This window comes from Streptomyces cyaneofuscatus, assembly GCF_042718795.1.
In the GTDB taxonomy this organism is placed as follows: domain Bacteria; phylum Actinomycetota; class Actinomycetes; order Streptomycetales; family Streptomycetaceae; genus Streptomyces; species Streptomyces cyaneofuscatus_A.
In genome coordinates this window covers 227172-252757 of record NZ_JBHXOX010000009.1, presented here as the reverse complement: position 1 = coordinate 252757, position 25586 = coordinate 227172, and the positions used below count along the sequence as shown (strand labels likewise).

Annotated in this window: 29 protein-coding genes, 1 tRNA gene and 2 pseudogenes; 23 read left to right on the top strand and 9 right to left on the bottom strand. The window is 70.6% G+C overall.

What is annotated here, in order from left to right; genetic code table 11:
* Nucleotides 1–50: 50 nt before the first annotated feature.
* The 4 genes from ACFWRT_RS12985 (at nucleotide 51) to ACFWRT_RS12970 (ending at nucleotide 4352) form a co-directional block, all read left to right on the top strand.
* Nucleotides 51–458, top strand: coding sequence for a YciI family protein (locus ACFWRT_RS12985; protein WP_380954468.1), 408 nt, complete (start codon nucleotides 51–53; stop codon nucleotides 456–458).
* Nucleotides 459–510: 52 nt separating this feature from the next.
* The gene (locus ACFWRT_RS12980; RefSeq protein ID WP_380954487.1) at nucleotides 511–1800 is read left to right on the top strand and encodes an RNA polymerase sigma factor; all 1290 of its coding nucleotides are present in this window, start codon (nucleotides 511–513) and stop codon (nucleotides 1798–1800) included.
* A 128-nt stretch (nucleotides 1801–1928) separates the two neighbouring features.
* Nucleotides 1929–2615, top strand: coding sequence for an HhH-GPD-type base excision DNA repair protein (locus ACFWRT_RS12975; RefSeq protein WP_380954469.1), 687 nt, complete (start codon nucleotides 1929–1931; stop codon nucleotides 2613–2615).
* Nucleotides 2616–2813: 198 nt separating this feature from the next.
* The gene (locus tag ACFWRT_RS12970; RefSeq protein ID WP_380954471.1) at nucleotides 2814–4352 is read left to right on the top strand and encodes a M28 family metallopeptidase; all 1539 of its coding nucleotides are present in this window, start codon (nucleotides 2814–2816) and stop codon (nucleotides 4350–4352) included.
* A 148-nt stretch (nucleotides 4353–4500) separates the two neighbouring features.
* Here the strand turns inward: ACFWRT_RS12970 and ACFWRT_RS12965 are convergent, their stop codons facing one another.
* Together ACFWRT_RS12965 and ACFWRT_RS12960 are read right to left on the bottom strand one after the other, a co-directional pair.
* Entirely contained in the window at nucleotides 4501–4674 is a 174-nt protein-coding gene (locus ACFWRT_RS12965) for a CsbD family protein (protein ID WP_380954472.1), read from the bottom strand.
* 150 nt (nucleotides 4675–4824) lie between these two features.
* On the bottom strand, nucleotides 4825–5145 hold the full coding sequence (locus ACFWRT_RS12960) for a hypothetical protein (RefSeq protein ID WP_380954474.1): 321 nt from the start codon (nucleotides 5143–5145) through the stop codon (nucleotides 4825–4827).
* A gap of 296 nt (nucleotides 5146–5441) precedes the next feature.
* Between ACFWRT_RS12960 and ACFWRT_RS12955 the strand changes: the two genes are divergently transcribed.
* Together ACFWRT_RS12955 and ACFWRT_RS12950 are read left to right on the top strand one after the other, a co-directional pair.
* Nucleotides 5442–5738: a type II toxin-antitoxin system VapB family antitoxin gene (locus ACFWRT_RS12955; protein WP_003967677.1), complete on the top strand. Its 297-nt coding sequence runs from the start codon at nucleotides 5442–5444 to the stop codon at nucleotides 5736–5738.
* A 196-nt stretch (nucleotides 5739–5934) separates the two neighbouring features.
* Nucleotides 5935–6564, top strand: coding sequence for a LytR C-terminal domain-containing protein (locus ACFWRT_RS12950; protein ID WP_380954488.1), 630 nt, complete (start codon nucleotides 5935–5937; stop codon nucleotides 6562–6564).
* Nucleotides 6565–6681: 117 nt separating this feature from the next.
* Here ACFWRT_RS12950 and upp read toward each other — a convergent pair whose 3' ends face one another.
* Complete coding sequence (gene upp, locus ACFWRT_RS12945) at nucleotides 6682–7317, bottom strand: uracil phosphoribosyltransferase (RefSeq protein WP_018513622.1); 636 nt, start codon at nucleotides 7315–7317, stop codon at nucleotides 6682–6684.
* Between the two features lie 96 nt (nucleotides 7318–7413).
* Here upp and ACFWRT_RS12940 point away from each other — a divergent pair, with 96 nt between their 5' ends.
* The 4 genes from ACFWRT_RS12940 (at nucleotide 7414) to ACFWRT_RS12925 (ending at nucleotide 9234) form a co-directional block, all read left to right on the top strand.
* Nucleotides 7414–7686 (top strand): hypothetical protein, encoded by a 273-nt coding sequence (locus tag ACFWRT_RS12940; protein WP_380954476.1) that lies wholly within the window; start codon nucleotides 7414–7416, stop codon nucleotides 7684–7686.
* A 221-nt stretch (nucleotides 7687–7907) separates the two neighbouring features.
* Nucleotides 7908–8495 carry a tRNA adenosine deaminase-associated protein gene (locus tag ACFWRT_RS12935; RefSeq protein WP_380954490.1) on the top strand — a complete coding sequence of 196 codons (588 nt, stop codon included), beginning with the start codon at nucleotides 7908–7910 and terminating at the stop codon, nucleotides 8493–8495.
* A 155-nt stretch (nucleotides 8496–8650) separates the two neighbouring features.
* Nucleotides 8651–9079 (top strand): tRNA adenosine(34) deaminase TadA, encoded by a 429-nt coding sequence (gene tadA, locus ACFWRT_RS12930; protein ID WP_380954491.1) that lies wholly within the window; start codon nucleotides 8651–8653, stop codon nucleotides 9077–9079.
* A gap of 67 nt (nucleotides 9080–9146) precedes the next feature.
* A tRNA-Ser gene (locus ACFWRT_RS12925) sits at nucleotides 9147–9234 on the top strand.
* Between the two features lie 82 nt (nucleotides 9235–9316).
* Here ACFWRT_RS12925 and ACFWRT_RS12920 read toward each other — a convergent pair.
* The 4 genes and pseudogenes from ACFWRT_RS12920 to ACFWRT_RS12905 all read right to left on the bottom strand — a co-directional run bounded on the left by ACFWRT_RS12920 (nucleotide 9317) and on the right by ACFWRT_RS12905 (nucleotide 11345).
* Nucleotides 9317–10420: a methyltransferase domain-containing protein gene (locus ACFWRT_RS12920; protein ID WP_380954478.1), complete on the bottom strand. Its 1104-nt coding sequence runs from the start codon at nucleotides 10418–10420 to the stop codon at nucleotides 9317–9319.
* Nucleotides 10417–10766: pseudogene (locus tag ACFWRT_RS12915) on the bottom strand (hypothetical protein). The gene ACFWRT_RS12920 and the pseudogene ACFWRT_RS12915 overlap by 4 nt, the downstream one beginning before the upstream one ends.
* Complete coding sequence (locus ACFWRT_RS12910) at nucleotides 10763–11062, bottom strand: hypothetical protein (protein ID WP_380954479.1); 300 nt, start codon at nucleotides 11060–11062, stop codon at nucleotides 10763–10765. The pseudogene ACFWRT_RS12915 and the gene ACFWRT_RS12910 overlap by 4 nt, the downstream one beginning before the upstream one ends.
* 130 nt (nucleotides 11063–11192) lie before the next feature.
* Nucleotides 11193–11345 (bottom strand): hypothetical protein, encoded by a 153-nt coding sequence (locus tag ACFWRT_RS12905; RefSeq protein ID WP_380954492.1) that lies wholly within the window; start codon nucleotides 11343–11345, stop codon nucleotides 11193–11195.
* Nucleotides 11346–11475: 130 nt separating this feature from the next.
* Between ACFWRT_RS12905 and ACFWRT_RS12900 the strand changes: the two genes are divergently transcribed.
* The 8 genes and pseudogenes from ACFWRT_RS12900 (at nucleotide 11476) to ACFWRT_RS12865 (ending at nucleotide 18396) form a co-directional block, all read left to right on the top strand.
* The gene (locus ACFWRT_RS12900; protein ID WP_380954480.1) at nucleotides 11476–12594 is read left to right on the top strand and encodes a helix-turn-helix domain-containing protein; all 1119 of its coding nucleotides are present in this window, start codon (nucleotides 11476–11478) and stop codon (nucleotides 12592–12594) included.
* A gap of 12 nt (nucleotides 12595–12606) precedes the next feature.
* The gene (locus ACFWRT_RS12895; RefSeq protein WP_380954481.1) at nucleotides 12607–13188 is read left to right on the top strand and encodes an HD domain-containing protein; all 582 of its coding nucleotides are present in this window, start codon (nucleotides 12607–12609) and stop codon (nucleotides 13186–13188) included.
* A 490-nt stretch (nucleotides 13189–13678) separates the two neighbouring features.
* Nucleotides 13679–14235: pseudogene (locus tag ACFWRT_RS12890) on the top strand (Uma2 family endonuclease).
* A gap of 382 nt (nucleotides 14236–14617) precedes the next feature.
* A complete protein-coding gene (locus tag ACFWRT_RS12885) occupies nucleotides 14618–14782 on the top strand; it encodes a hypothetical protein (protein ID WP_204117102.1) in 165 nt (54 codons plus the stop codon).
* A gap of 19 nt (nucleotides 14783–14801) precedes the next feature.
* Nucleotides 14802–15095, top strand: a complete 294-nt coding sequence (locus ACFWRT_RS12880) for a Dabb family protein (RefSeq protein WP_380954482.1) — start codon at nucleotides 14802–14804, stop codon at nucleotides 15093–15095.
* A gap of 246 nt (nucleotides 15096–15341) precedes the next feature.
* Nucleotides 15342–16253 (top strand): RNA polymerase sigma factor SigF, encoded by a 912-nt coding sequence (locus ACFWRT_RS12875; RefSeq protein WP_380954483.1) that lies wholly within the window; start codon nucleotides 15342–15344, stop codon nucleotides 16251–16253.
* 234 nt (nucleotides 16254–16487) lie between these two features.
* The gene (locus tag ACFWRT_RS12870; RefSeq protein WP_018513654.1) at nucleotides 16488–17354 is read left to right on the top strand and encodes an RNA polymerase sigma factor SigF; all 867 of its coding nucleotides are present in this window, start codon (nucleotides 16488–16490) and stop codon (nucleotides 17352–17354) included.
* 487 nt (nucleotides 17355–17841) lie between these two features.
* On the top strand, nucleotides 17842–18396 hold the full coding sequence (locus ACFWRT_RS12865) for a hypothetical protein (protein WP_381121267.1): 555 nt from the start codon (nucleotides 17842–17844) through the stop codon (nucleotides 18394–18396).
* A gap of 136 nt (nucleotides 18397–18532) precedes the next feature.
* Here the strand turns inward: ACFWRT_RS12865 and ACFWRT_RS12860 are convergent, their stop codons facing one another.
* Entirely contained in the window at nucleotides 18533–18748 is a 216-nt protein-coding gene (locus ACFWRT_RS12860) for a hypothetical protein (protein WP_031122634.1), read from the bottom strand.
* A 244-nt stretch (nucleotides 18749–18992) separates the two neighbouring features.
* On the opposite strand from ACFWRT_RS12860, the gene ACFWRT_RS12855 reads away from it, so the two are divergent.
* The 5 genes from ACFWRT_RS12855 (at nucleotide 18993) to ACFWRT_RS12835 (ending at nucleotide 24677) form a co-directional block, all read left to right on the top strand.
* A complete protein-coding gene (locus tag ACFWRT_RS12855; RefSeq protein ID WP_380951799.1) occupies nucleotides 18993–19505 on the top strand; it encodes a MarR family winged helix-turn-helix transcriptional regulator in 513 nt (170 codons plus the stop codon).
* Between the two features lie 136 nt (nucleotides 19506–19641).
* The gene (locus ACFWRT_RS12850) at nucleotides 19642–22092 is read left to right on the top strand and encodes an MFS transporter (RefSeq protein WP_463288169.1); all 2451 of its coding nucleotides are present in this window, start codon (nucleotides 19642–19644) and stop codon (nucleotides 22090–22092) included.
* 226 nt (nucleotides 22093–22318) lie between these two features.
* Entirely contained in the window at nucleotides 22319–23134 is an 816-nt protein-coding gene (locus ACFWRT_RS12845; RefSeq protein WP_380951797.1) for a YceI family protein, read from the top strand.
* A 62-nt stretch (nucleotides 23135–23196) separates the two neighbouring features.
* On the top strand, nucleotides 23197–23667 hold the full coding sequence (locus tag ACFWRT_RS12840) for a PPOX class F420-dependent oxidoreductase (protein WP_355873689.1): 471 nt from the start codon (nucleotides 23197–23199) through the stop codon (nucleotides 23665–23667).
* A gap of 5 nt (nucleotides 23668–23672) precedes the next feature.
* Nucleotides 23673–24677, top strand: a complete 1005-nt coding sequence (locus tag ACFWRT_RS12835; RefSeq protein WP_380951806.1) for an NAD(P)-dependent oxidoreductase — start codon at nucleotides 23673–23675, stop codon at nucleotides 24675–24677.
* Here ACFWRT_RS12835 and ACFWRT_RS12830 read toward each other — a convergent pair.
* On the bottom strand, nucleotides 24671–25582 hold the full coding sequence (locus ACFWRT_RS12830) for a TetR/AcrR family transcriptional regulator (protein WP_380951796.1): 912 nt from the start codon (nucleotides 25580–25582) through the stop codon (nucleotides 24671–24673). The two genes, ACFWRT_RS12835 and ACFWRT_RS12830, sit on opposite strands and share 7 nt — an antisense overlap.
* Nucleotides 25583–25586: the final 4 nt, after the last annotated feature.

Genomic DNA, 25586 nt, shown 5'->3' with positions numbered 1-25586 from the left:
GAAGAGAACGAAGAAGAGAACGAAGAACGTGCTTCCAGGAGGCGACGGTCATGAAGTATCTGGTGATGGTCCAGGGCAGCCAGGCGGACTACGACGCGCAGTCCGGCAAGGGGTCGGCGGACAGTCCGGCCTGGGACGAGAAGGCCATGCAGGAGATGTTCGCCCACATGGGCAGCATCAACGACGACCTCGCCGAGTCGGGTGAGCTGGTGACCGCGTACGGGCTCACGGAGCCCGCGCAGGGGCGGGCCGTCAGCCTCGACGCCGAGGGGCGGCCGGTGGTGTCGGACGGGCCGTACAGCGAGACGAAGGAGCTGCTCGCCGGGTTCTGGATCCTCGAGTGCGAGAGCCTGGAGCGGGTGACCGAGATCGCCGCCCGCGTGGCACGCTGCCCGCAGCCGGCCGGGGCGCCCGAGTACCCGGTGCTCATCCGGACCATCGGCGGCGGGATCGACTAGTTCGACCAGGAGCAGGCTTCGACCAGGAGCAGGCTTCGACCAGGAGCAACCACTGAAGGCAGACCGTACGGGCGACGACCACGACATCGAGGACCTGCTGCGCCGCCACGCGCCGCAGGTCCTCGGCGCGCTCGTCCGCCGTTACGGGCACTTCGACCCGGCCGAGGACGCCGTCCAGGAAGCCCTGATCGCGGCCGCCGCGCAGTGGCCGGAGGACGGGGTTCCGGAGAATCCGCGCGGCTGGCTGATCCGGGTCGCCTCCCGGCGCCTCACCGACCGGTTGCGCAGCGACGAAGCCCGTCGGCGGCGTGAGGAGACCGTGGCGGCCCTCACCCCGGCGGACGCGTTCGTGGCCCCGCCGGCGGACGCGTTCGTCGCCCCGCCGCCCGGGGAAGGCCTCACCGGCCGGGGCGGGCGGGCGCCCTCCGAGGACGACACCCTCACCCTCCTCTTCCTCTGCTGCCACCCCGCCCTCACCCCCGCCGCCCAGATCGCCCTCACCCTCCGCGCGGTCGGCGGGCTCACCACGGCGGAGATCGCCCGCGCCCACCTCGTGGAGGAGGCGACGATGGCGCAGCGGATCAGCCGGGCGAAGCGGGCGGTGCGCGGGGCGGAGTTCCGGCGGCCGGAGCCCGAGGACCGCGACCGGCGGCTCGCGGCCGTCCTCCAGGTCCTCTACCTGATCTTCAACGAGGGGTACACCGCCACCGCGGGCCCCGACCTCCACCGCACCGATCTGGCGCGCGAAGCGATCCGGCTCACCCGTGCCGTACGCCGGCTCCTCCCCCGGGAGGGGCGCGTGACCGGGCTGCTGGCGCTCATGGTCCTCACCGAGGCGCGCACTCCGGCGCGCACCGGGCCCGACGGCGAGCTGATCCCCCTCGACGAACAGGACCGGGCCCGCTGGGACCGTACGGCCATCGCCGAAGGCACCGCGCTGGCCGAGGAGGCGCTCACCCAAGGGCCGGCCGGGGACTACCAGCTCCAGGCCGCCATCGCCGCCCTGCACGACGAGGCCGGGCGCGCCGAGGACACCGACTGGCCGCAGATCCTCGCCCTGTACGAGCTCCTCGTGCACCGCACCCCGGACCCCGCCGCCGCTCTGGGCCGCGCGGTCGCGGTGGCCATGGTGCACGGGCCGCGCGCCGGGCTGGTGGAGGTCGACGCGCTGGCGGGGACGTCGGGCGGCCACCACCGGCTCGACGCCGTACGCGCCCATCTCCTGGAGCGGGCCGGGGAGTCGGGCGCCGCCCGTACCGCCTATCGCGCGGCCGCCGACGCCACCCTGAGCGAACCCGAGGCCCGCTACCTCCGCATGCGGGCCGACCGGCTCGCCCCGTAGCACCCGCGCCCGAACACGTACGGCGACAGCGCGAGCACGATCGCGTACCCCCTCCTGCGCGAAGCCCATCGGCGCGACTGGACTCACTGGAGTCGCCGTCGGCGCCCGCCCTCGGGATCATCGAAGGTATGACCAAGAGCGACAGTGGCAAGGACCTCACCCTGCGGATCGCCCAGCAGCCGGCTGCGGACGAGCTCCTCGCCCGCAGCCCCCTGGCCGCCCTCATCGGCATGTTGCTGGACCAACAGGTCCCGATGGAGTGGGCGTTCACCGGCCCGTACACGCTGGCGGAGCGGATGGGCTCGGACGACCTGGACGCGGCGGAGATCGCCGCCTACGGCCCCGACGCCTTCACCGCCCTCTTCACCACCAAACCGGCCCTCCACCGCTACCCCGGCTCCATGGCGGGGCGGGTCCAGCAGCTGTGCCAGTACCTGGTGGCGGAGTACGGGGGCGACGCGAGCGCGGTGTGGCGGGACGCGGGCACCGGGCAGGAGCTGCTGCGACGGCTGAACGACCTGCCGGGCTTCGGCACCCAGAAGGCCCAGATCTTCCTGGCGCTGCTCGGCAAGCAGTTCGGCGTACGTCCCACGGGGTGGCGGGCGGCGGCGGGGGCGTACGGGGAGGACGGCTCGCGCCGGTCGGTCGCCGACATCACCGGACCGGAGTCACTGGCGGAAGTACGCGCGTACAAGCAGGAGGCAAAAGCGGCGGCCAAAGCGGCCAAGACGGCGAAGGCAACAAAGACGGCGAAGACAGCGAAAACGACCAACGGCTCATCCAAGGCCAACGGCTCACCCAAGGCCAAGGGGTGACCGGAATGCACAGCTCAGCACGCAGTCGGACAGAACACCCGGCGGAAACGATCAAAATCGGCCACTGGTGTTCCCAGGGGCCGCCCCACTCGCTAGCTTTCGCAACAGCTTTCGCAGCACGTTCGTTCGCATCTCCAAGCGCACCTCCGTCACGTCTCGACCGGAAGGACTCTTGTGCACGCAACACGTCGCAGAGCCATGGCAGTTGTGGCCGCCACCGCTCTGGCCACGCCGCTCCTCCTGGGCGCAGCCCCGAACCACGGGCCTTCGCACGGGTCAGGCCACTCGAAGGACGCCTCGAAGGAGGCGGTCAAGCTGTCCCGGGAGCTGGTGAAGAACGCGTCCGCAGGGGACGCCTACCGCCACCTCCAGCAGTTCCAGGCGATAGCCGACTCGGCCGACGGTCACCGCGCGGCGGGATCGCTCGGCCACGATGCCTCGGCGGCGTACGTCTACCGGCAGCTCCAGCGCGCCGGGTACCAGGTCTCGTACCAGACCTTCCGCTTCCCGTACACGCAGACGCTGGCCGAAAAGCTCGCCGTGGTGTCGCCGACGCCCCGCGACGTGACGATCAAGGCGATGACGTACACCCCGTCGACCAGGGTAGGCGGCCTGACGGCGGGACTCGTCAACGTCCCCGTCGATGACACCTCCGGCTGCGAGGCGTCCGACTACGCCTCGGCGAACTTCACCGGCAAGATCGCGCTGATCAAGCGCGGCGGCTGCCCCTTCGCCGACAAGCAGGCGGCGGCAGCGACGGCCGGCGCGGCCGGCGCGGTCATCTACAACAACACCGAGGGCCTCCTCTCCGGCACGCTCGGCGACGCCGCGGCGGGCAGGATCCCGACCGGCGGCATCAGCCAGGCGGAAGGCGAACAGCTCGTCGCCGACCTGGCCGGCGGCGAGGTGACGGTCTCCTTCGAGGTCCGCCAGCTCCAGGAGGAGCGCACCACCCGCAACGTCATCGCGGAGACGCGCGGCGGCAAGGCGGCGAACACCGTGGTGCTCGGCGCCCACCTCGACTCCGTCACCGAGGGCCCCGGCATCAACGACAACGGCTCGGGCTCGGCCGGACTGCTCGAAGTGGCCCAGGAGCTGGCCAAGTCGAAGAGCAAGCCCGCCAACAAGGTCCGCTTCGCCTGGTGGTCGGCCGAGGAGAACGGCCTGCTCGGCTCGGAGGCGTACGTCGCCGGGCTCACCGAGCAGCAGCGCCAGCAGATCAAGCTCTACCTGAACTTCGACATGATCGCCTCGCCCAACGGCGTCCAGTTCGTCTACGACGGCGACGACTCCGACGGCGTCGGCGCGGGCCCCGGCCCGGAGGGCTCGGCCCAGTTGGAGCGGGACATCAACAAGTTCCTCGACGGCAAGGGCAAGAAGCACGAGGGCACGGACTTCACCGGCCGCTCGGACTACGGCCCGTTCATCGAGGTGGGCATCCCCTCCGGCGGTACGTTCACGGGCGCCGAGGGCATCAAGACGGCGGCCCAGGCCAAGGTGTACGGCGGAAAGGCGGACGTCGCGTACGACCCGTGCTACCACGCGGCCTGCGACGACCTGGACAACATCAGCATGCGGCACTTCGACGTCAACATCGACGTGATCGCCAACGCGGTGGGCACGTACGCCCACGACCTGCGCTCGCTGACCCGCCCGGTCAAGCCGGTCCCGAGCACCGGCACGCCGGGCAGCGGCGGCGGCCTGCACGACGGCCACGGCCACGAGGTCACGGAGTAGGGCTTACGTCATGGATCAGGGCCCACGTCACGGGTGAGGGCCCACGTCCTGGCACAGAACACGGCGCGGCCCCGCAGGAGCGATCTCCTGCGGGGCCGTCGCCGTCGTGGTACGCGGGACCGGACCTCAGTCGGGCCTCGGCCGGACCTCAGTCGGTGAGAGCGTCCTTGACCTTCTCCTTGGCCTGACGGGCGTCGCCCTTGGCCTGGTCCGTCCGGCCCTCGGCCGTCAGGCGCTCGTTGCCCACGGCACGTCCGGCCGCTTCCTTGACCTTGCCCTTGGCCTGCTCGGTCTTGGCCTGGGCCTTCTCATCAGCAGCCATGTCACTCACACCCTGATCGCTCGGCAATGTCTCTCCCCCCGCCTGACCCGCTCCGTCCCGTTCAAACACACCGGAGCAAACACAACGGAGCGAACACACCGGAGCCCGTCACGCCACGGAACCGTGAGCGGTGGACATCGCTTCGACAAGTCACAGACCGGTGATGTCCCGCGCCCTCTTCAACGCGGAGCCGAGCTTGTCCACCGCCGCATCCTGCCGCTTCGCGCGCGCCGCGACGTCCGTCGGCACCAGCCGCTCGGCGGTCCGCACGGCATGGGCGTCCGGGTCCCCGTAAGCGGTCTGCGGGCTCTCCCCCGTATCCGCGCAGTGCGTCGTGACCTCCTTGACCGCCTGGAGCACCACGGCCCGGTCCACACCCGGCTGCATGGCCAGCCGTACCTGGAAGCGCGCCATCCACTTCTCGCGGGCCTTCTCCTCCGCCGCCTCCGCCGTCCGGTCCTTCCTTGCCACGCGCCCTCCCGGGGTGGTCGACACAGCCGTCCGTCATCAGGTCAGACGCCTGAGCAAGGGAAAAGGTTCACGGGCAGGAAGCCGCGGTCGGGGTGCCGCGATCGGTATGCGACCTGCCGCCTACCGCCTACCGCAGGCGAACGTTGGGACACCACCCCGCCTGCGGCCTGCCCACTCGTACGGGCGAACCCCTGCCCCGGTATCCAGCGCTATGCGGCGCTCTACAACGTTTCGCGGGCCACCGCAGTGAGGTTCCGTGGCTGCGCCCGGCGCCCCTTGCCCGGTAGGCTTTCCGTGTGATCTTCAAGCGCATCGGAAATGGGAAGCCATACCCCGACCACGGCCGGGAAAGCACCCGACAGTGGGCGGATGTCGCGCCGCGTCCGGTTCGCCTGGACCAGCTCGTGACCACCAAGGGACAGCTGGACCTGGAGACCCTCCTCGCCGAGGACTCCACGTTCTACGGTGACCTCTTCGCCCACGTCGTGAAGTGGCAGGGGGACCTGTACCTCGAAGACGGGCTGCACCGGGCGGTCCGCGCCGCGCTCCAGCAGCGCCAGGTGCTGCACGCACGCGTCCTCGACCTGGGCTGACGCCGCCACACCTCCAGCGCACGCGCGCCGCGCATCCGTACGTATCACCCTCATAACAGCCCCCCGGCGTCCGCACGCGAATTCGGGCCTTTCGGGTGCTTTCGCGCTCATCCGGGTGCCATACGTTGATCATTTAGTACGCAGCATCACGGGGTCGCACTACGCTGCCTCCATGAGCATGCTCACTCCCCCCGGCATGGGCGGAAAGTACCGCATCACGGGCGACACCTACCCCCGCATGCGCCGCCCCCGGCACCGCCGCAGGATCGTCCTCGTGGGCGTCTCGGCCGTGGTCGCCCTCGGCCTCGCCGGCTGGGGAACACTGCAGCTCATCGACGTCTTCACGGGCGGCGACAAGAGCGCGAGCGCCGCCGGCCACCAGCGGGACTGCCCCACGCCGAAGCCCGCGGCCCCGGCGAAGGCGCTCCCGAAGCCGGCCGCCATCAAGGTCAACGTCTACAACGCGACGACCACCAGCGGGCTCGCCAAGGCCGCCGCGGACGAGCTGAAGAAGCGCGGGTTCACCGTAGGCGAGGTGGGCAACGCCCCGAAGGCGTACGACAAGAAGGTCCCCGGTCCCGGTGTGCTGCTCGGCGCCCCGATCGCGGCGGCCGGCGGCAGCTTCACCGTGCTGGGCACGCAACTGCCGGGCACGGTGCAGAAGACCGACCAGCGCAAGAGCGCCGAGGTCGACCTGATCCTCGGCGCGAAGTTCAAGGCGTTCAGCACCCCGGCGGAGGCCACGGCCGCCATGACGGCCCTCACGAAGCCGTCCCCGGCGCCTTCGGCGTCCTGCGCGACGACTCCGACGACGAAGAGCGGCTGAACAACACACGCGGACACGCGCGGACACACCGGTGCCCCTTCCACCACGTACGCGGAAGGGGCACCGTGCCGTTCTGCCGTCGGGCCGTATGGATGGCCACTCCGCCCGTACGGGTGGCTACTCCGCGGTCCCGTACATCCGGTCGCCGGCGTCGCCGAGGCCCGGCACGATGTAGCCGTGCTCGTTGAGCCGCTCGTCGACGGAGGCGGTGACGACGGTGACGGGGGTGCCCGCCAGCTCGCGCTCCATCACCTCGACGCCCTCGGGCGCCGCGAGGAGGACGACGGCGGTGACGTCGTCGGCGCCGCGCTTGATCAGCTCGCGGATGGCGGCGACGAGCGTGCCGCCGGTGGCCAGCATCGGGTCGAGGACGTAGACCTGGCGGCCGGAGAGGTCCTCCGGCATCCGGGTCGCGTACGTCTCCGCCTGGAGCGTCTCCTCGTTGCGGATCATGCCGAGGAAGCCCACTTCGGCGGTGGGCAGCAGCCGCACCATGCCGTCCAGCATGCCGAGACCGGCGCGCAGGATCGGGACGACGAGGGGCCGGGGGTGCGAGAGCTTGACGCCCGTCGTGGGCGTGACCGGGGTCTCGATGTCGACCTGCTCGGTCCGCACATCCCGGGTGGCCTCGTAGGCGAGGAGGGTGACCAGTTCGTCGGCGAGGCGCCGGAAGGTCGGGGAGTCGGTGCGCTTGTCGCGCAGCGTGGTCAGTTTGTGCGCCACCAGCGGGTGGTCGACGACGTGGATCCGCATGCGTCAACAGTAACCGCGCCTTCCGGCACCCTGCGCTGGCATCAACCACCTGTTCGGGGGGAAGGTGGGGGCATACGGACCCAGGGTTGGGGTGGTATGTCGATGGCGGACGGGGAACGGCGGCGGAACGCGGTCTCACGCGGAGTGAGCGACGCGCGCGAGCCGCGCGACACGACACGCGAGCCGGCGCGCGACATGACAGGTGATGTCACGGACGCGCAGGAGAGTGACGCGGCCCGGCGCCGACGACGGGCACAGTTCCTCCGCGAGCTCCATGAGGCCAAGCAGCTACGCGACCGGGTGCAGCCGCGCCGAGCCCGTGCGGCCCGTATGCGCCAACAGATGCGGATGCGTACGTTCCGCTGGTGAAGCGGGTCCGTACCACCGGCGCACGCCCTCCGCTGATCGGGTCCGTCAGGCGGACGTCCGAGCAGGCACTCCTGGAACTGATGGCCGACGCAACGGTCGAAGAGGTCTCGCTCGGCGCTTGTTTCTGCCACGATGCCGATTGGGCGGGGCTCAGAGCAGACGGACTTCTCCATCTGCCCTCCCGTCGGACCGATTCACCTATGACCAGTGGGAGAGTCACGGTGTACTTCGCCGCACTGCTCGCGCGCACCGAAGACGGGTGGGAAGCGAGCGATACAGAGCTCGACGATGTGGAGACCCTGTCCGACCTGACGGATCTGGCCCAGGAGGCCTCGGTGGACGAGGACACGGTCCTGGTCTACATCGAGCAGGAGGACGCCTGGTTCGGCATCCTCCGGGTGGACGGTGAGGAGGACCCCCGTATCTACGTCTCGGACGCGTCCGCCGCCGCCCGCTCCTCGTACGGGGAGATCCTGCTCACCGACGAACTGCTCGGCCGCGATCCAGGGGCCGAGGACGAGATCGCCGCGCTGGAAGAGCTCGTCGACCTCGACGGCACGGAGGACGACGACCCGGACGGCCCGACCCGCCTCGCGTCCTCGTCCACCACCACCACCACAACCACCCCTGAAGCGGATACGGACTCCGATCCCGACTCCGACTCCGTACCGGCGGGCCCGATCGGCGAGCTGGGCATCCTTGCCGACTTCGGGGTCTCCGAGAAGGACCTGCTGACGCTGCGAACCGACGCGCTGACGGAGATCGCCGACGCGCTGGGAGCGGCCGAGGTTCTGGAGGCGGTCCGCTAGGGGGCGTCGGGCGGCCCTGATCGCCGGACGCTCTCCCGCCCCTCCCCCTTCCCGTCCGTTAGGGTCCGCGGGTGACCGCAAGCCCGCCGAACCCTTCCTCCTCCCCCTCCTCCCGGCCCGCCTCGGATCCCGTACGCGACCCGTGGCAGGCCCCGATGCGCCGCGCCCTGGCCGAGGCCGAGCGGGCGGCGTCGGCCGGTGACGTACCGGTCGGCGCCGTCGTGCTCGGCCCCGACGGCACCGAGTTGGCCGCCGCCCACAACGAGCGCGAGGCCACCGGCGACCCGACGGCCCACGCCGAGATCCTGGCCCTGCGCCGGGCGGCCGAGGCGGTCGGCGAGTGGCGCCTGACCGACTGCACGCTGGTGGTCACCCTGGAGCCCTGCACGATGTGCGCGGGCGCCCTGGTCCAGTCCCGGGTCGCCCGGGTCGTCTACGGAGCCCGCGACGAGAAGGCGGGCGCGGCCGGCTCCCTCTGGGACGTGATCCGCGACCGCCGCCTGAACCACCGCCCGGAGGTCGTCGCGGGCGTGCTGGACGCCGACTGCGCAACCCGACTGACGGCCTTCTTCCGCACACTCTGACCGGCCACGGCCCCGCCCCCGGGAACCGATTTCTGTGCACGCCCCGGGATGGTCTAAGCTCTCTCTCGGTAGCGTGTCCGAGCGGCCGAAGGAGCTCGCCTCGAAAGCGAGTGTGGCGTAACCCGTCACCGTGGGTTCAAATCCCACCGCTACCGCTGGTAGAAGGGGTGTCCGACTGATCTCAGTCGGACACCCCTTCTGGCATGCGTCTTACGTCTCTGCGGCCATGGCGGCCGGTTACCGCCTGCTGGGTCGGATGACCTCGCGCGGATCTCGCAGCCATACCTGCTGCCCCCGGTCGGTCACGGTGAGCCCGAACTGTTCGGCGTCGGGCCGCCCGACGGTCTCGTACTCCCACCAGGTCTGTTCGATCTCCTCCCACAGGAAGCCGGGCCCGTACTGCCACACCTCCTCCCCCGTGGCAGCCGTAGCGGCGCCCCCGTCCTGGTGGGTCGCCCACACCTGGACACCGTCCGGGGTGTTCTGATGGACGAGCCGTACACCGGGCAGCCGGGCCCCGGCATACAGGGCGAACCCGAGATCGAGGAGCCGGCCCGGATCCAGACCGGCCGCCCGGGCCCGCCCCTTCTCCCGCACCTCGTGCAGGTCGGGGACGCGGTGGGAGCGCATCGGCATGTACGTCGCCCCGCCGCGGAACGGACCGGTCGCGGTGCCGTCGCCCTGGACATGGAGCTGGACCAGGGCCCCGGACCAGAACTCCCGGGCCAGCGGGGCGACAAGAACCCCGCCGGGCCGCACCTGCCGCAGCAGCACGTACGGGACGTGCCGCAGGGCGCAGGTGGCGATCAGCCGGTCGACCGGCCCGAGGCCGGGCCAGGGCTGTTCGCCGTCCCCGACCCGCAGATGCGGCCGGTACCCGGCCTGCGCAAGAGCCTCCGCCGCCTGCCGGGCCACGACAGGATCCAGCTCGATGCTGTGGACGAGGTCGTCGCCGAGCCGCTCGCAGAGCAGCGCGGCCACATACCCCGTCCCGGTCCCGATCTCCAGCACCCGCTGCCCGTCCTCCACAGCGAGGAGCCCGAGCATCCGGGCCACCATCGACGGCATCGAGTTCGACGACGTCGCCACACCCGGCCCACCCTCGGCCCCGTCATCAAGCTGCGTGACAACGGGTTCGTCGCTGTTGACCAGGGCGAGCCACTGCTCCGTCCCGATGACCAACTCGCACCGGTCGGGCAACTGCCGCCACACATTGGCCGGGACGAACCGGCTACGCGGCACAGCCTCGAACACCCGCCGCCACCGGGCATCCACCAACCCCCGATCGGCAAGGCCCCGAACCAGCCCCGGATAGGTAGGGGCGGTGTGTGCGGTACTCACGACTGCGGGGCGAACTTGGGGCGGCTGCCGTCCGGGGACGGCTTCGGCTCCTGGGGCGGCGTCCACGGCTTGTCCGACGGCGGCCCACCATGCTTACCGTCATCGATCAGTGCGGTGCTGCTCATCATGCGTCTCCTTCATGGAGTGGATTGGTTCGGCTGCCCGGGCGGCGCAGCCGGTAGATCCCGTACGGCGGAAAGAGGTCGACCCGGCGCGGACAGCCGCCCTCGGCGCACCCCCGGCACAACAGATCCCGCCCGTTCGCGGTGCGCCGGACAGCCGTGACCGGCGCACGCCAACACGCCTCACACGTACGGACAACCGTCGGCGACAAGCTGACGCTCATCCGTCCTCCCGGAGGGCGGTGGCGGTCACGTGACACGGACAGCCGCAGTCCGCCTGCCGGCAGACCGCGTGCGCGGCGGCCAGGTCCGAGACCGAGGCACCACGGCAGACCACGCTGTACCGGCCATCCGCCCCGGGCAGCAGCTCGCCCCAGGAGGTGTCCGCCTCCTGGACCAGATCGGCCCCGGCGATCGGCTCACCACGCCAGAGCAACGTCACCCCGTGCTCGGGGCAGTAGGCACCGGTGACGTCCTGAATCGGGAAGTCGTGCGCGTCGCCCTCCACGTAACACCTCACCCGCGAGCCTCCCGCCAGGCCCGGCCGAGCCGGGTGGCCGTCGCACACGAGACCCTGGCACGACACACGGCACAGCGCTGAGTGTGCCCAAGCCAGGTCTTGTAGGCGGTGTCGCCTGTGGAAGTGGTCTTCACGAGGCCCCCTCGGAACAGGTGAGGCATGCGCAAGCGGGGTACTCGGGCGCGTACTCCGGCCTTTCCAGTGGTGCCACCTCGGTCTCCGGCCGGATGACCCGGGTACCGCCCTCGCGGTCCACCTCGTACACCTTGATCGTCATCGTCACGACTCCGCCCTTCCACTACGCTCAGTTGCCCGGTCGTCACTGTGACTACGAAGGTAGGGAACGGGGGCCGCCGCTTGAACTGACCGCGAGTACGGGTGTCCGACTGCGGTCGACAGGCAAGGGGGACACCATGGACAACGGCACACGCACCTCCCTGACCAGCGGTCAGGGAAGGACACAGAGGAGCCGTGGCGGCACCGTGTCCGGTTACGTGTTCCGCCTGATTCGCGAGCAGTTGGGCCACACCCAGGACTCCCTCGCGGAGCAGCTGCGAATTTCGCCCGACACCGTCGCAGGTTGGGAGTCGGGGCGCCGCCCCCTGATCGCTGTGCCGGTCGGGCAGATGCTCGTGTACCGCCATCAGCTCTTACGGCTGGGTAGTGCGCCGGCCTTGCTGATGACTCTGGAACGGGCCATGGAGGCCGACGTACTTCTGGGAGCGGCTCTCGACGAGGACGTACCTGCCCGTGACAGCCCGCTCGGCGCGTGGGTCATGCAGCGCGGACTGGTCGAGGTGCTGTCCTGGCCGCTCAACGGCGTGACTCCAACACCGTTGCACACGCTGCCTGTCCCGCCGCGACCACGCCGAGGCCCCGTACCGCGAGGACCGGAGCTCGCTGCTGCCGACCACAGGCGCTTCTTCTCCCGTATGCGCGAGTCGGCAGAGCAGGCGCACGGCAGGGACAGCTTTCTGCTACGCCGCCAGGCCCTTTACCTCGCCGGGTACGACGCCGCATCCGACACTTCCGAGTGGCTGGCCCAACAGCAGCGGGCCGAGCGCCCGGAGGGCTGGCTGGCCAACTGGCTCAACGCCCGTTCGGTCGCGGCCGTCGCCGCCAGGCAGGGCGACCGAGACCGGATGAAGCACTTCATCACCACGGCCCTCACCGATGACGACGCGGGCGAGGCAGCGAACCTCAACTACTGGGCGTACTGGATCGGAGAGGCACCGCATATCCAGCTGTCCGACGACTTCATCGCCAAAACGTCCCCAGGCCCGTGGCCTGGGGACAAGCTGATGCGTCACCTCGTGCGGGGCTTGACTCCGGACTTCGGGTTCTTCGATCTGAACGTCCACACCCTGTGGGCCCTGGTCGCCGCTCGTCCCAACCTGCTACGCCCCGGAACCGTGATCGGGAACGAACTACGCGCATCCCTGCCTGTGATGTTGGATGGTCGGGAGCTGTCGGCGCGATCGCGCCGGGAGTTGGAGGGCATCCGGTACGCGATTCGCCTCGCCGAGGCGTGAGAGGAGAGGGTCGTGGCTGACGACCTGTCCGCGGTGGGCCGTTTCCTGTTCGAAGCGGGCACACTCAAGCAGACGCGGCGCACCGGCTGGTGGATGGCCGGGGTGCGTGATCCCGAGAGCGTTGCCGAGCACTCCTGGCGTACGGCACTGATCGCCACGATCATCGCGAAGCTGGAGGGCGCCGACCCGGCCCGGGCCGCCTACCTCGCCGTATGGCACGACACGCAGGAGAGCCGGACCGGGGACGTGAACCACCTCGGGAAGAAGTACGCGCCCGCCGGCGACCCCCAGGAAGTCACCGCCGACCAGACAGCGGGCATGCCCGAGGTACTGGCCTCGGCGGTCCGCGAACTGGTCGCGGAGTACGAGGCGAAGGAGTCACCGGAGGCGGTCTGCGCCCGCGACGCAGACAAGCTGGAGTGCCTCCTCCAAGGCATCGAGTACAAGGCACAGGGCTACGAGAACGTCCAGCGATGGATCGACAACAGCCGCAGCCGCCTCACCACCGGGACCGCGAACCGCCTGGCCGACGAGCTTCTAGCGCAAGGATCTCTCGACTGGCTCCGCACAGCTCTCGGAGAGGGCAAGAAGTAGACGCTGGCGTGCGGCGGAACATGAAGTCCGGCCGCATCGGGAGGGTTGCGCCTTTTCGGGGTGGGCGAGGGCCTGCGCGTTGTCGCCTTGGCGGCTTCTGAAGCTCACCCAGGTCGAACGTGCTGCGAGGGGATCTAGGTCGCCCGAGTGCTGATGGCGTAGCTGTGCATCGAAATAATGAGGGTCGCACGACTTCCGAACGGGGACCGCTGGGAGATATGTCCGTTTCTCAAGAAGTAAGTAAAAACGAGCCCCCGGCCGCCTAAACCCGCAGGTCACGAACTGTGGTCCCCGCGCGTGCGGGGGTGTTCCCGTCGAGCTTTATGGCCCGCCAGGCCGGGGCCAGTGGTCCCCGCGCGTGCGGGGGTGATCCCTGCTTCGCGACCTGTGCCTACGTCATCGCTGAGTGGCCCGCTCCCACTCCCAACTGAGGCCGCCACGGGCGTGATGCTTCGCAGCCTGCCTCGGACACAGACGGAAGCAGGATCTAATGACCGGTGCACCGGACTACAGCCAAGGCATCGACGTCGAGCGCGCCCTGAAGTTCGCCGTGCAGCGTATGCGCGGGGGCCGTGTCCAGATCATTGAGGGGATCATCGAACCGGTGTCACCGACGTGGAACCACGAGCACGCCGCCGGACTGGTACGCCGCCAGATTGAGAAGCGGGTTGGCGAACTCGGGTGCGTGGAGGGTTCCGGGAACTGGATCTGCCCGGAACCTCCAACTGGTACATCCCTGACATCGCTGTTGTACCGGAGGATTTGGCCAAGGGCGGCAGCGCCCTTCTTCCTGAGCAGACATTGCTGATCGTGGAAGTGACGTCCGAGTCAAACGCGGAGGCAGACCGTGCCGTCAAGCGTCGTAGATATGCGGAGTACCGCGCGCCCCTGCACCTGCTCGTCGACCGCAGGGAACGCAGCGTCACTCTCTTTTCAGAGCCGCAAAAGTTGGGGTACACCCACGTGAAGGGCCCCCACCCGTTCGGTGCCGTCGTGCGGCTCCCAGCGCCATTCGGTCTCGACCTCGACACCAGCGGCCTCGTGTGACAGATCGCTTCGGCGGCAGCGCCGGAAAAGGTCAGGTCGGGGGAAGCGGCGTCGGGGGGACAGGCCGCTTCCCCCGATGAGAACAGGGCCTCCCGGTCAGCCGTCGCGGTCAGGGGGGAAGTCGCGCGGCGGTGACCCCGCAGTGAGGGCCTGTTCCGGCCCTCCGGTTTCCTGCCAGGGCCGGAGGGCTCGGATCCATCCTGACGGGGCGCAGAAGCCGTACGGGTGGGCAAAAGGCCTTTATGGGCGGGGCCTAGGTCCTTAAAAGGCGCATCAGTGATCGAGAGCAGCCCCTGGATACGGCCATACGTGCGGATACAATCTGCCGATCGCACGCCGGGTCCAGGCGGCGTCAGGCGGGGTCTACGGGGAGGCAAGGGCAGTGGCGCAGGCTAGGAAGATCGCGCTCTACATAGTGGTGGTCTTCGTGCTGTACTCGATCATCACCTCGCCCAAACGGTCCGCCGAGCTCGTGGGGGTGGGGTTCGAAGGCGTCTCCAGCGCTGCTCAGAGCGTCGGCGACTTCATGACCGAACTGGTGAAGTAGCGAAACCGTAGGGGTACCGATGATCCGCCACCTGGTCCTGTTCAAGCTGAACGAAGGCGTCGAGCGGGACGACCCGCGCGTCGCCGCCGGGGACCGCGCCTTCCGGGAGCTGGAGGGGCAGGTTCCGGAGCTGGAATTCTGGGAGTGCGCCTGGAACATCACCGACCGGCCGATCGCGTACGACTACGCCATCAACTCCGCCGTCGCCGACGAGGCCGCCCTCAAGCGCTACATCGAGCACCCGGCCCACCAGGCCGCCGCCGGTCAGTGGCGCGAATTCGCCACTTGGGTGATCGCCGACTATCCCTTCTGAGACCACTCCGGCCCCTTCCCGGCCCCTTCCCTGTGTAGGTGCAGGACCCGTTCCGGCCGACCCCTCGCCGTTCAGGCGAGGGGTTTCTTTGTGCTGTTTAAACCTTTATGACCTCAACACGGACTTTTGCGGTGCTTGCACACAGTGGACATGTCTTGTGATGCTATGACCGCTTTTGACGGATGAGTTGACCGAAGTTGACCGCGAAGGGGTGGCGTCACCGTGCCGGCCAGTACAGCGCCTCAAGTGCCTCCCCAGTCCGTCCAGCCGTCCCAGGGCGCTCCTCAGGTTGCCTCCCAGGGTGCCTCTCAGGCCGCCCCTCAGGGCGTCCAGGCCACTCCCGCCGAGGAGATCCAGACCGAGACCCCGGACCCCACCACCCCGCCCGCCAGAACCCGCGGGGCGGACACCAGGGCCCTCACCCAGGTCCTCTTCGGGCAGCTCAAGAACCTGGAACCCGGCACCCCGGAACACGGCCGCGTCCGGGCCGCCCTCATCGAGGCGAACCTCCCCCTCGTCCGGTACGCCGCCGCCCGCTTCCGCAGCCGCAACGAGCCCATGGAGGACGTCGTCCAGGTCGGCACCATCGGTCTGATCAACGCGATCGACCGCTTCGACCCGGAACGCGGCGTCCAGTTCCCCACCTTCGCGATGCCCACCGTCGTCGGCGAGATCAAGCGCTACTTCCGCGACAACGTCCGCACCGTCCACGTCCCCCGCCGGCTGCACGAGCTCTGGGTCCAGGTCACCGGCGCCACCGAGGACCTGACGACCGCTCACGGGCGCTCCCCAACCACCGCCGAGATCGCCGAGCGGCTGAAGATCTCCGAGGACGAGGTGCTCGCCTGCATCGAGGCCGGGCGCTCGTACCACGCCACCTCCCTGGAGGCGGCCCAGGAAGGCGACGGGCTGCCCGGGCTGCTCGACCGGCTCGGTTACGAGGACCCCGCGCTCGCCGGCGTCGAGCACCGCGACCTCGTACGCCACCTCCTCGTCCAGCTTCCCGAGCGCGAGCAGCGCATCCTCCTCCTGCGCTACTACAGCAACTTGACCCAGTCTCAGATCAGCGCCGAACTGGGCGTCTCCCAGATGCATGTGTCAAGGCTCCTGGCCAGAAGTTTCGCCCGACTGAGGTCCGCAAACAGGATCGAAGCGTAACCGGAACGGGTAGACCCTCCAGGGACCGGTTCTGACGGTGTAAATGCCCTACACCCCCTGTTTCCAGGGCGGATTCACCGCTGACTTGTCGACATGTCACTACAGCGTGTTGCCGACATGTGACATTCTGCTGGAAGCGCGTTTGCCGCAGCCCCACCTCCGGTATTCAGGTGGAGGCTGCGTTCCTCCGATGGTCGCGGCCACCGCGACCGTCCGCGACCTCAAGGGGGTGGCATGTCCGCAGAACAGGGCAGCTCGAAGGTGCTCACGCTCACGAAGAGCGTGCCGGCACCCGCCGTGCTCACCAGCTCGCCGGAAGCCATCGACACCCGCACTCTGTCCCGCTCCCTGTTCCTGCGGCTCGCCGCGCTCGGCCCCGCTTCGGGTCCTGAGGGAACGGACAGTCCGGAGCGGACCTATGTGCGGGACACACTCATCGAGCTCAACCTCCCGCTGGTGCGTTACGCCGCGGCGCGGTTCCGGAGCCGCAACGAACCGATGGAGGACATCGTCCAGGTCGGCACGATCGGCCTGATCAAGGCGATCGACCGGTTCGACTGCGAACGGGGCGTCGAGTTCCCGACGTTCGCGATGCCGACCGTCGTCGGGGAGATCAAACGCTTCTTCCGCGACACCTCCTGGTCCGTCCGGGTCCCCCGGCGCCTCCAGGAGCTGCGGCTCGCGCTGACGAAGACCAGCGACGAACTGGCTCAGCGGCTCGACCGCTCCCCGACCGTGCCGGAGCTTGCCAAGGCGCTCGGGGTCTCCGAGGAGGACGTGGTCGACGGCCTCGCCGTCGGCAACGCGTACACCGCCTCCTCGCTCGACTCCCCCTCGCCCGAGGACGACGGCGGCGAGGGCTCCCTCGCCGACCGCCTCGGCTACGAGGACGCGGCGCTGGAGGGCGTCGAGTACCGCGAGTCGCTGAAGCCCCTGCTGGCCAAACTCGCCCCGCGCGAGCGCCAGATCATCATGCTGCGGTTCTTCGCCAACATGACCCAGTCGCAGATCGGCGAGGAGGTCGGCATCTCCCAGATGCACGTCTCCCGGCTGCTCACCCGCACCCTCGCCCAGCTCAGGGAAGGGCTCATCTCCGACTGAGCCGTGCGAGCCGTGCGACGTGAAGCTTGCGCCGTGCACGAGGGTTCTTAATTGACGGGGCGTCAGACACACTGGCGCGATGCGATGTCAGACTCGTCAGTCATGCGGACCCGCCGGCCGCCGAGGCACCGTGATCGCCGCCTCGGCGGCCGCGCTGTGTCTGGTCGGCGGCCTCCTGACCGGCTGCGGAGGCGGCCCCGGGGACGGTTACGCGGCGGTGGGCGCGGGCGGCGGCGGGCCTGAGCGGTCCGCGGGCGGGGCCTCGGGGCACCAGGGGCCCTCGGGGCCCTCGGGGAAGGTGACGCTGGTCCCGTTGGACGGCAGCGGCGCTGGGGGTACGGAGAGGGGCGGGGGGTCTGGTGCCGGCCGGGGCCCGGGGGCCTCCTCGCCGCCGCCAGCCGGAGGCTCCGGTGGGCCTGACGCCGTCGATGGGCTTACGGGAGGCCCCTCGGCACCCCTTCCGGGTCCCGGGGCAGGAGGCGGCGGCGTGAGCGGGGGCGGGGGCGGAGCTCGTACGGGAGCGGCCGGCGGGTCCGGAGCAGGGGGCACCGAGCCCGGGGCCCGGCCCGGTGAGCCCGCTCAGCCGCCCACGTCGTCCAGGCCCCCCAAACCCGCCGAGCCCTCCGCCCCCGGCAGTGGCTCCAAGCCCGGCGGCGGGTCCAAGCCCGGTGAGGGAAGCGGAACGACCACCCCTCCGCCCAGCCCCCCGCCCGGCAAACCCGCCCCGCCCCCGGCGCCCGCCGCCCTCACCCTGAGCGCCCCGCAGCGTGCGCCGGCGGGCAAGCGGTGGTGCGAGAAGGTGACCGTGGAGTTCCGCAACACCGGCGGCTCCCCGGCCCGTTCGGGAACCATCACCTTCGCCACGCACATCATCGGCGCCCTGGGCGTCGACTGGGCCACCATCCGGTCCAGCCAGTCGCTTCCCGCGCCCATCGCGGCCGGGGCGACGCGCTCGGAGACGTACACCGTGTGCGTGGCGTCCTGGCGCGTGCCCCTGGGGATGCGCGTCGAGACCCAGGACGTCTCCGCCGTGTGGGAGTGAACCTCGGCCGATACCGAAGCCGATACCGAAGCCGATGCCGATGCCGAAGCAGATCAGAATCAGAACCGCCTGGGGGGCGGGCAGCGACGTCGGCCGCTGCCCGCCCCCCAGGCGGTTCAGGTCGTGGTTCGGTGCGTCAGCCCAGTGCGAGCCACGCCACCGCGCCGAGGACGACGACGACCGCGACGACGATCGCGATCACCCCGACCTTCGGCCCGGAGGAGGTCGCCGCGGGCTGCTGCCGGCGCTGCGGCTCGCCCTCGTCGACGAAGGCGCGGAACATCTGCGTGCTGCCCGCCGGATCAGGGGTGCCCTCGGGGCCCGGCTGAGGGGCGTGGGGGTTGTGTGCCATGGGGCAGGACCCTAGCGAACTCGGGCCTTCCGCCCAACCCCCGGGCCACCCGGCACGCCGCCCGACCAGCGGCGGAACGCAGCGGAAACGGGCTTGACCCGGACCCGACGGAGGCTTTTGCGTTCCTTTACTTCTGCAAGGCCGTTTTCGTTTGCCTGTAGCAACCAACGGCTTCTATGGTTGCCCTAAGCAACAACATATCCAGCCATGACCAGCACAGTCATCAGTGCGTTGGGGGGTCCCGGTGGCCGCACGGAGTCGGTACGAGGAACTGGCCCGGCAGCTCAGCGCGGTCGGGGCCGTCAAGCGGGGACTCGCCCGCGCACTCCCCCCGGAGTGTCCCGGTGGCTCCGCCGCCGTGCTGACGCTCCTGGACCGGCACGGCGAGATGCGGATCAGCAGGCTCGCCGAGCTGATGGCCGTGGACCTCTCGGTGACCAGTCGCCACGTGGCCCATGTGGCCGATCACGGCTGGATCGAGCGGTCCCCCGACCCGGCGGACAAGCGGTCCCGCATCCTGCGGCTGACCCCCGGCGGTCGCGCGCAGCTCGGCGAGCTGACGCGGCGGACCACCGAGATGTTCGCCCGCAATCTCGACGACTGGTCCGACGAGGACGTCGGCCGGCTCAACGCGCTGCTGTCCCGGCTGCGCGACAGCTTCGCCTGTCGCGGACCCGGTGGCTGTGCCCCCGGAAGCCACTCCGGCGAGTGCCGGAACGGGCTCGGCGACAACGCGCACACCCGTACACCTGTGTAACAGAAGCAAATACGCACGGATAAGGAACTCAATGGCTACGACCACACCGACCGGTGTGCGGGGCGGCCACGCCAAGCACGGAGGTCACGGAGGCCACGGAGGCCACAGCGGCCCCGGCGCCTCCGACGGCACACCCATGACGCACCGCGAGATCATGGAGGCGCTGACCGGGCTGCTGCTCGGCATGTTCGTCGCGATCCTGTCGTCGACGGTCGTCTCCAACGCCCTGCCCGAGATCATCTCCGACCTCGGCGGCGGGCAGAGCGCCTACACCTGGGTCGTCACGGCCTCGCTGCTGGCCATGACCGCCACCACCCCGCTCTGGGGCAAGCTCTCGGACCTGTTCAGCAAGAAGCTGCTGGTCCAGATAGCCCTGGTCATCTACGTCCTCGGATCGGTCGTCGCCGGTCTGTCGACCAGCAGCGGCATGCTCATCGCCTGCCGGGTCGTCCAGGGCATCGGCGTCGGCGGCCTCTCCGCCCTCGCGCAGATCGTGATGGCCGCGATGATCGCCCCGCGCGAGCGCGGCCGCTACAGCGGCTACCTGGGCGCGGTCTTCGCCGTCGCCACCGTCGGCGGCCCGCTCCTCGGCGGTGTCATCACCGACACCAGTTGGATGGGCTGGCGCTGGTGCTTCTACGTGGGCGTGCCGTTCGCGATCATCGCCCTCATCGTGCTCCAGAAGACCCTGAAGCTCCCGGTCGTCAAGCGCGAGGGCGTCAAGGTCGACTGGACCGGCGCGTTCTTCATCAGCGCCGCCGTCTCGCTGCTGCTGGTGTGGGTCACCTTCGCGGGTGACAAGTACGACTGGCTGTCGTGGCAGACGTACGTGATGGTCGCGGGCTCGGTCCTGCTCGGCCTGATCTTCGTCTTCACCGAGTCGCGGGCCAAGGAACCGATCATCCCGCTGCGCCTCTTCCGCAACCGCACCATCACGCTGGCCTCGATCGCCTCGCTGTTCGTCGGTATCGCGATGTTCGCCGGCACGGTCTTCTTCAGCCAGTACTTCCAGCTCGCGCGCGGCAAGTCGCCGACCATGTCCGGCGTCATGACCATCCCGATGATCGCGGGGCTCTTCCTCTCCTCGACCATCTCCGGTCAGGTCATCACCAAGACCGGTCGCTGGAAGGCCTGGCTGGTCACCGGTGGCTTCCTGGTCACGGCCGGGCTCGGACTGCTCGGCACGATCCGGTACGACACCGAGTACTGGCACGTCGCGGTCTACATGTTCGTCATGGGTCTCGGCATCGGCATGATGATGCAGAACCTGGTCCTCGCGACACAGAACCAGGTCGCTCCCGAGGACCTCGGTTCCGCGAGCTCCGTCGTCACCTTCTTCCGGTCCCTCGGCGGTGCGATCGGCGTCTCGGCGCTCGGCGCCGTCCTGGGCAACCGCGTCACGCAGTACGTCAAGGAGGGCCTCGCCGACCTCGGCCCCGAGGGCGCCAAGCTCGGCCACGGCGGTACGGGCGGCGGGGGCATCCCCGACCTGGACAAGCTGCCCGAGCCGTTCCGCGTGGTCATGGAGGCCGCGTACGGGCACGGCGTCGGCGACGTCTTCCTTTACGCCGCCCCGTGCGCCCTGGTCGCCTTCATCGTGACGCTCTTCATCAAGGAGGTCGCCCTGAAGACCAGCGCCGCCAACGACGCCCCGGAGACCCCCGCGGTGGAGGCTCCCGTGCCCGCCGCCATCGGCGCCGCCGGGCTCGGCTCCGAGGGCGCGGCCGGGGTCACCTCGGTCGATACGGCCGAGGCGGCCGACACCGTCACCTCCTCGTACGAGAACGGGACCGTCCAGGACACCTCGTACGAGACCGTCCAGGGCACGCCCGTACAGGGCGTCGTGCGCGGCGCCGAAGGGGTGCCGGTCGCCCGGGCGGCGCTCACCCTGATCTCGCTGGGCGGCCGGCAACTGGGGCGTGCCGTCGCCCGGGGCGACGGCGGCTACACCCTGGACGCGCCGGGCTCCGGCAGCTACGTCCTGATCGCCTCCGCCGACGGCTTCCAGCCGCAGGCGTCCACGGTGGTCGTCGGCGAGGAGCCGCTGGCCTTCGACATCCTGCTCTCCGGTACGAGCGGACTGGCCGGAACCGTACGGGCCGCCGAGTCCGGTACGCCGGTCGACGGCGCGATGGTCATCGTCACCGACGTACGGGGCGATGTCCTGGCCACCGGGACCACCGGCCAGGCCGGGGAGTTCACGTTCGGCGAGCTGGTCCCGGGCTCCGTGACCGTCGCGGTCAACGCGGCCGGGTTCCGTCCGCTGGCGCTGCCCGTGGAGGTCGGCGGCCAGGGCGTCACCCGCGTCGAGGCAGCCCTGCGGGCCGGTGCGCTGGTCCGGGGCGTCGTACGGGCCGGGTCCGCCCGGAGCCCGCTGGCCGACGCCCGGGTCACGCTGATCGACGCGGCAGGCAACGTGGTCGCCACCGCGACGACCGGCGAGGACGGCGCGTACGCCTTCACCGACCTGGACGCGGGCGAGTACTCGGTCATCGCGACGGGCTACCCGCCGGTGGCGGGTGCCGTGACGGTGACCGGTACGGGAGTCGACGGGCACGACATCGAGCTCGCCCACCCCGGCGACTGATTGATCCCTCCCCATACGTGCACGCGTGCGCCTATAAGGATGCGCGTCAACACGTGAAGGGATCGCAAAGACCCCTGGTCGGACAGCACTTCTTGCGGAGAGGCTGTCGCGGCCGGGTGGAAATGGGCCCCGGAGGTGGGTACGGCAGGCAGGGGACGGCCTGCCGTGGCCGCCCCGGGGCCCGACTCATGTGACCCAGGGTCATGGAGCTAGGAGAGAGATACGGATGGGACTTCGCGCACAGGTACGGACGCGGGACGGCTGGGCGGTCCAGCACGCCGTCGTGACGGTCACCGACATGACCGGCACCCAGGTGCTGCGGGCCGCGGCCGACGAGGACGGGGCCGTCCGCACGGACGGGTCCCTGCCGGCCGGCGCGTACACGGTGATCGTCACGGCGGTCGGGTACGCCCCCGCCGCCTCCACCGCCCTCGTCACGGCGAGCGGCCGGATCGAGGGCGGGCAGATCGTGCTGGCCCGCCAGGGCGGGGTCCAGCTCCCGCCACCGGGCGCCTGGTCGCTGGACCCGGTGCACTCCTCGGTCGGCGCGGTCGCCCAGCACCTGGGGATCTCCAGCGTCCGGGGCCGGTTCACCGACTTCGGCGGCCGGATCACGATCGGCGACGACGTCGCCCGCTCCCGGGTCGACGCGGTGATCGGCGCGGCCAGCATCGACACCGGCAACGGCATGCGGGACAAGCACCTGCGCTCGCCCGACTTCCTCGACGTGGACCGCTTCCCGGAGATCACCTACCGCTCCACCGGCATCGCCCCGGCAGGACCCGACCGCTGGACGGTCCACGGCGAGCTGACCATGCACGGCGTCTCCCGCCCGGTCGACCTGGACCTGACCTACCTCGGCACCGGGCCCGACCCGTGGGGCGGGGTGCGTGCCGCCTTCCACGCCACGGCCGAGCTGCGCCGTGACGACTTCGCGATGAACTACAACCAGGTCGTCCAGGCGGGCATCTCCGCCATCGGGACCACCCTGCGCGTGGAGCTGGACATCCAGGCCGTACAGGGCGACGCGTTGCCCGGATAGGGACCGCGGGGGCGTGGTTCGCTGCCGGGGTGGTGTGCGTGCGCGGTCGTAGGGTGGTCGCCATGGCTCCCAACATCGCGACCAACACCGCCGTGGACCTCGATGAGTTGCTGGCGTTCGTCCGGCCCCGGCACCGGGCGATCCTGCTGACCGCCCGGGCCGACGGCCGTCCCCAGGGCTCCCCGCTGACCTGCGGGGTCGACGACGCGGGCCGGATCGTCATGTCGACGTACCCGGAGCGCGCCAAGACCCGCAACGCCAAGCGCGACGAGCGGGTCAGCGTGATCGTCCTCTCGGACGAGTGGGACGGGCCGTGGGTGCAGGTCGACGGCGTGGCGGAGGTGCTCGACGTCCCGGAGTCGGTCGAGCCGCTCGTCGAGTACTTCCGGAACATCTCCGGTGAGCACCCGGACTGGGACGAGTACCGGGCCGCCATGGTGAAGCAGGGCAAGTCGATCATCCGGGTCACCCCGGAGCGCTGGGGGCCCGTCGCGACCGGCGGCTTCCCGGCTCACCTCGCACCGGGCCGGTGACAGGGGTGGTGCCGCCCGGCCCGGAGCTCCTCGCGCGGGCCCGGCTGCTGGTCGCGCCCGAGCTGAGCGCCTCTCTCGTACGGGAGGTGGAGCGGATCACCGGGCGGAGAGCCGAGCCTTTGGAGGACGGGGCGGCGGGCAGTGATCCGCTGCTCTGTGTGGGGGCCGCACTGCCGGGCTCGGTGCGGGCGGCGGAGCGGCTGCTCTGGTTCCACAGCGTCAACGCCGGTACGGATCCGCTGCTCGCGGCCGGGCCCTGGCCCGCCGGGGCGCTGCTGACCCGGACCGTGGGGCGGATGGGCGAGCGGATCGCGCAGTACGTGCTGGGCTGGGTGCTCGCGGAGTGCCAGGCCGTCCCGGAGTACGTCGCCCAGCACGCCCGCGCCGAGTGGCGCCGGCTCCCGACGGAGCTGGTCGCCGGGCAGACCGCCCTCGTCTACGGCACCGGGCGCATCGGCGGGGCCGTCGCCGGGCTGCTGCGGAGTTGTGGGGTGCGGACGGTGGGGGTGGGCCGGACCGCACGGACCAAGGCGCCGCCGCCGGGCTTCGACCGGGTGATCGGGGCGGGCGGGGGCGCGGGGCCGGAGAGGGAGGAGCCGGAGGGGGCGGCGCGTGCGGATGCGGAGGCCGAAGAACTGGCGGGGGCGCGGTGGGTCGTCGGTGCGTTGCCGTTGACCGGGGTGACGGAGGGCTTCTTCGGGGCGGGGCGGTTCGCGGCGGTGCGGGGCGCGACGTTCGTCAACGTGGGACGGGGCGCGACGGTGGACCTGGGGGCGCTGGAGGCCGCGCTGCGGGGCGGTGGGGTGCGGAGTGCGGTGCTGGACGTGCTGGCGGAGGAGCCGGCCGCGCCCGACGACCCGGTCTGGCGGCTGCCCCGTACGGTCATCACCTCGCACTCCGCGGGGATCACCGCCGACGAGGACGTGGCCGTGGACTTCGCCGCCTGCTGGGAGGCCGTGCGGGAGGGCCGGCGGCCGGAACTGGCGGTGGACGTGGGGCGCGGTTACTGAGGTTGGCGGGGATGCTGGGGTTGCCGGGGTTGCCGGGGTTGCTGGGCAGCGGTGGTCGTTGCGGAGTCCGTCCGCTCGCACATCGTCTCGATGCCCGCGACCAGCAGGTCCAGCGCGAAGACGAAGTCCCGCTCGCGCATCTCCTCCACCGTGTCACCGCCCCGGGCCGCCATCAGGTCGTCGGACGACTCGACGATCGCCCGCAGGTGCGGCTGGGCCCGGATCGTGCCCATCGCGTGGCGGTGGTACGCGTCCTGGGTGAGCCCGGTCGCGTCGCACCGCGCCTTGAAGTGGCCCTCGACGGTGCCGAATCCGTACACGAACTGGAAGACCGCCGCGAGCGCGCCCGTCTGCCGCTCCAGGGGCAGGCCGGTGGAGCGGATGACGTCCATGACGGTGGACGAGAACAGCACCGAGTTCGGGCCGATGTTGAGGAAGGTCCCGGCCAGGGGGGAGGTCCAGATGTGGCGGACGAGCAGTTCGCGGTAGCTGCGCGCCAGCTCGCGCAGCCGCTCCCGCCAGTCGGCGTCCTCACGGGGCGGTGCGATCTCCGCGTAGACCGAGTCGAGCGCCAGCTCGAGGAGGTCGTCCTTGGTGTCGACGTACCAGTAGAGGGACATCGCGGTGACGTCCAGCTCGGCGGCGAGCCGGCGCATGGAGAACTTGGCGAGGCCCTCGGCGTCCAGCAGCCGCACCGACGCCTCGGTGATCCTGTTCAGGTCCAGGCCCGTCGGGGACTCGGTCCTGCGGGGCCGCGAAGGGGTCCGTCGGTCGAGCCACACGCTGGTCCGCGCGGGGGACTTCTCGGCAGGCGTCGCCTCGGGGTCCTTCTCGGGGGATGTCGCCTCGGGGGGCGTGCCGGCGGCCTTCCCAGGGTTCGTCACACGGTCGGACGCGGACACCATGGCG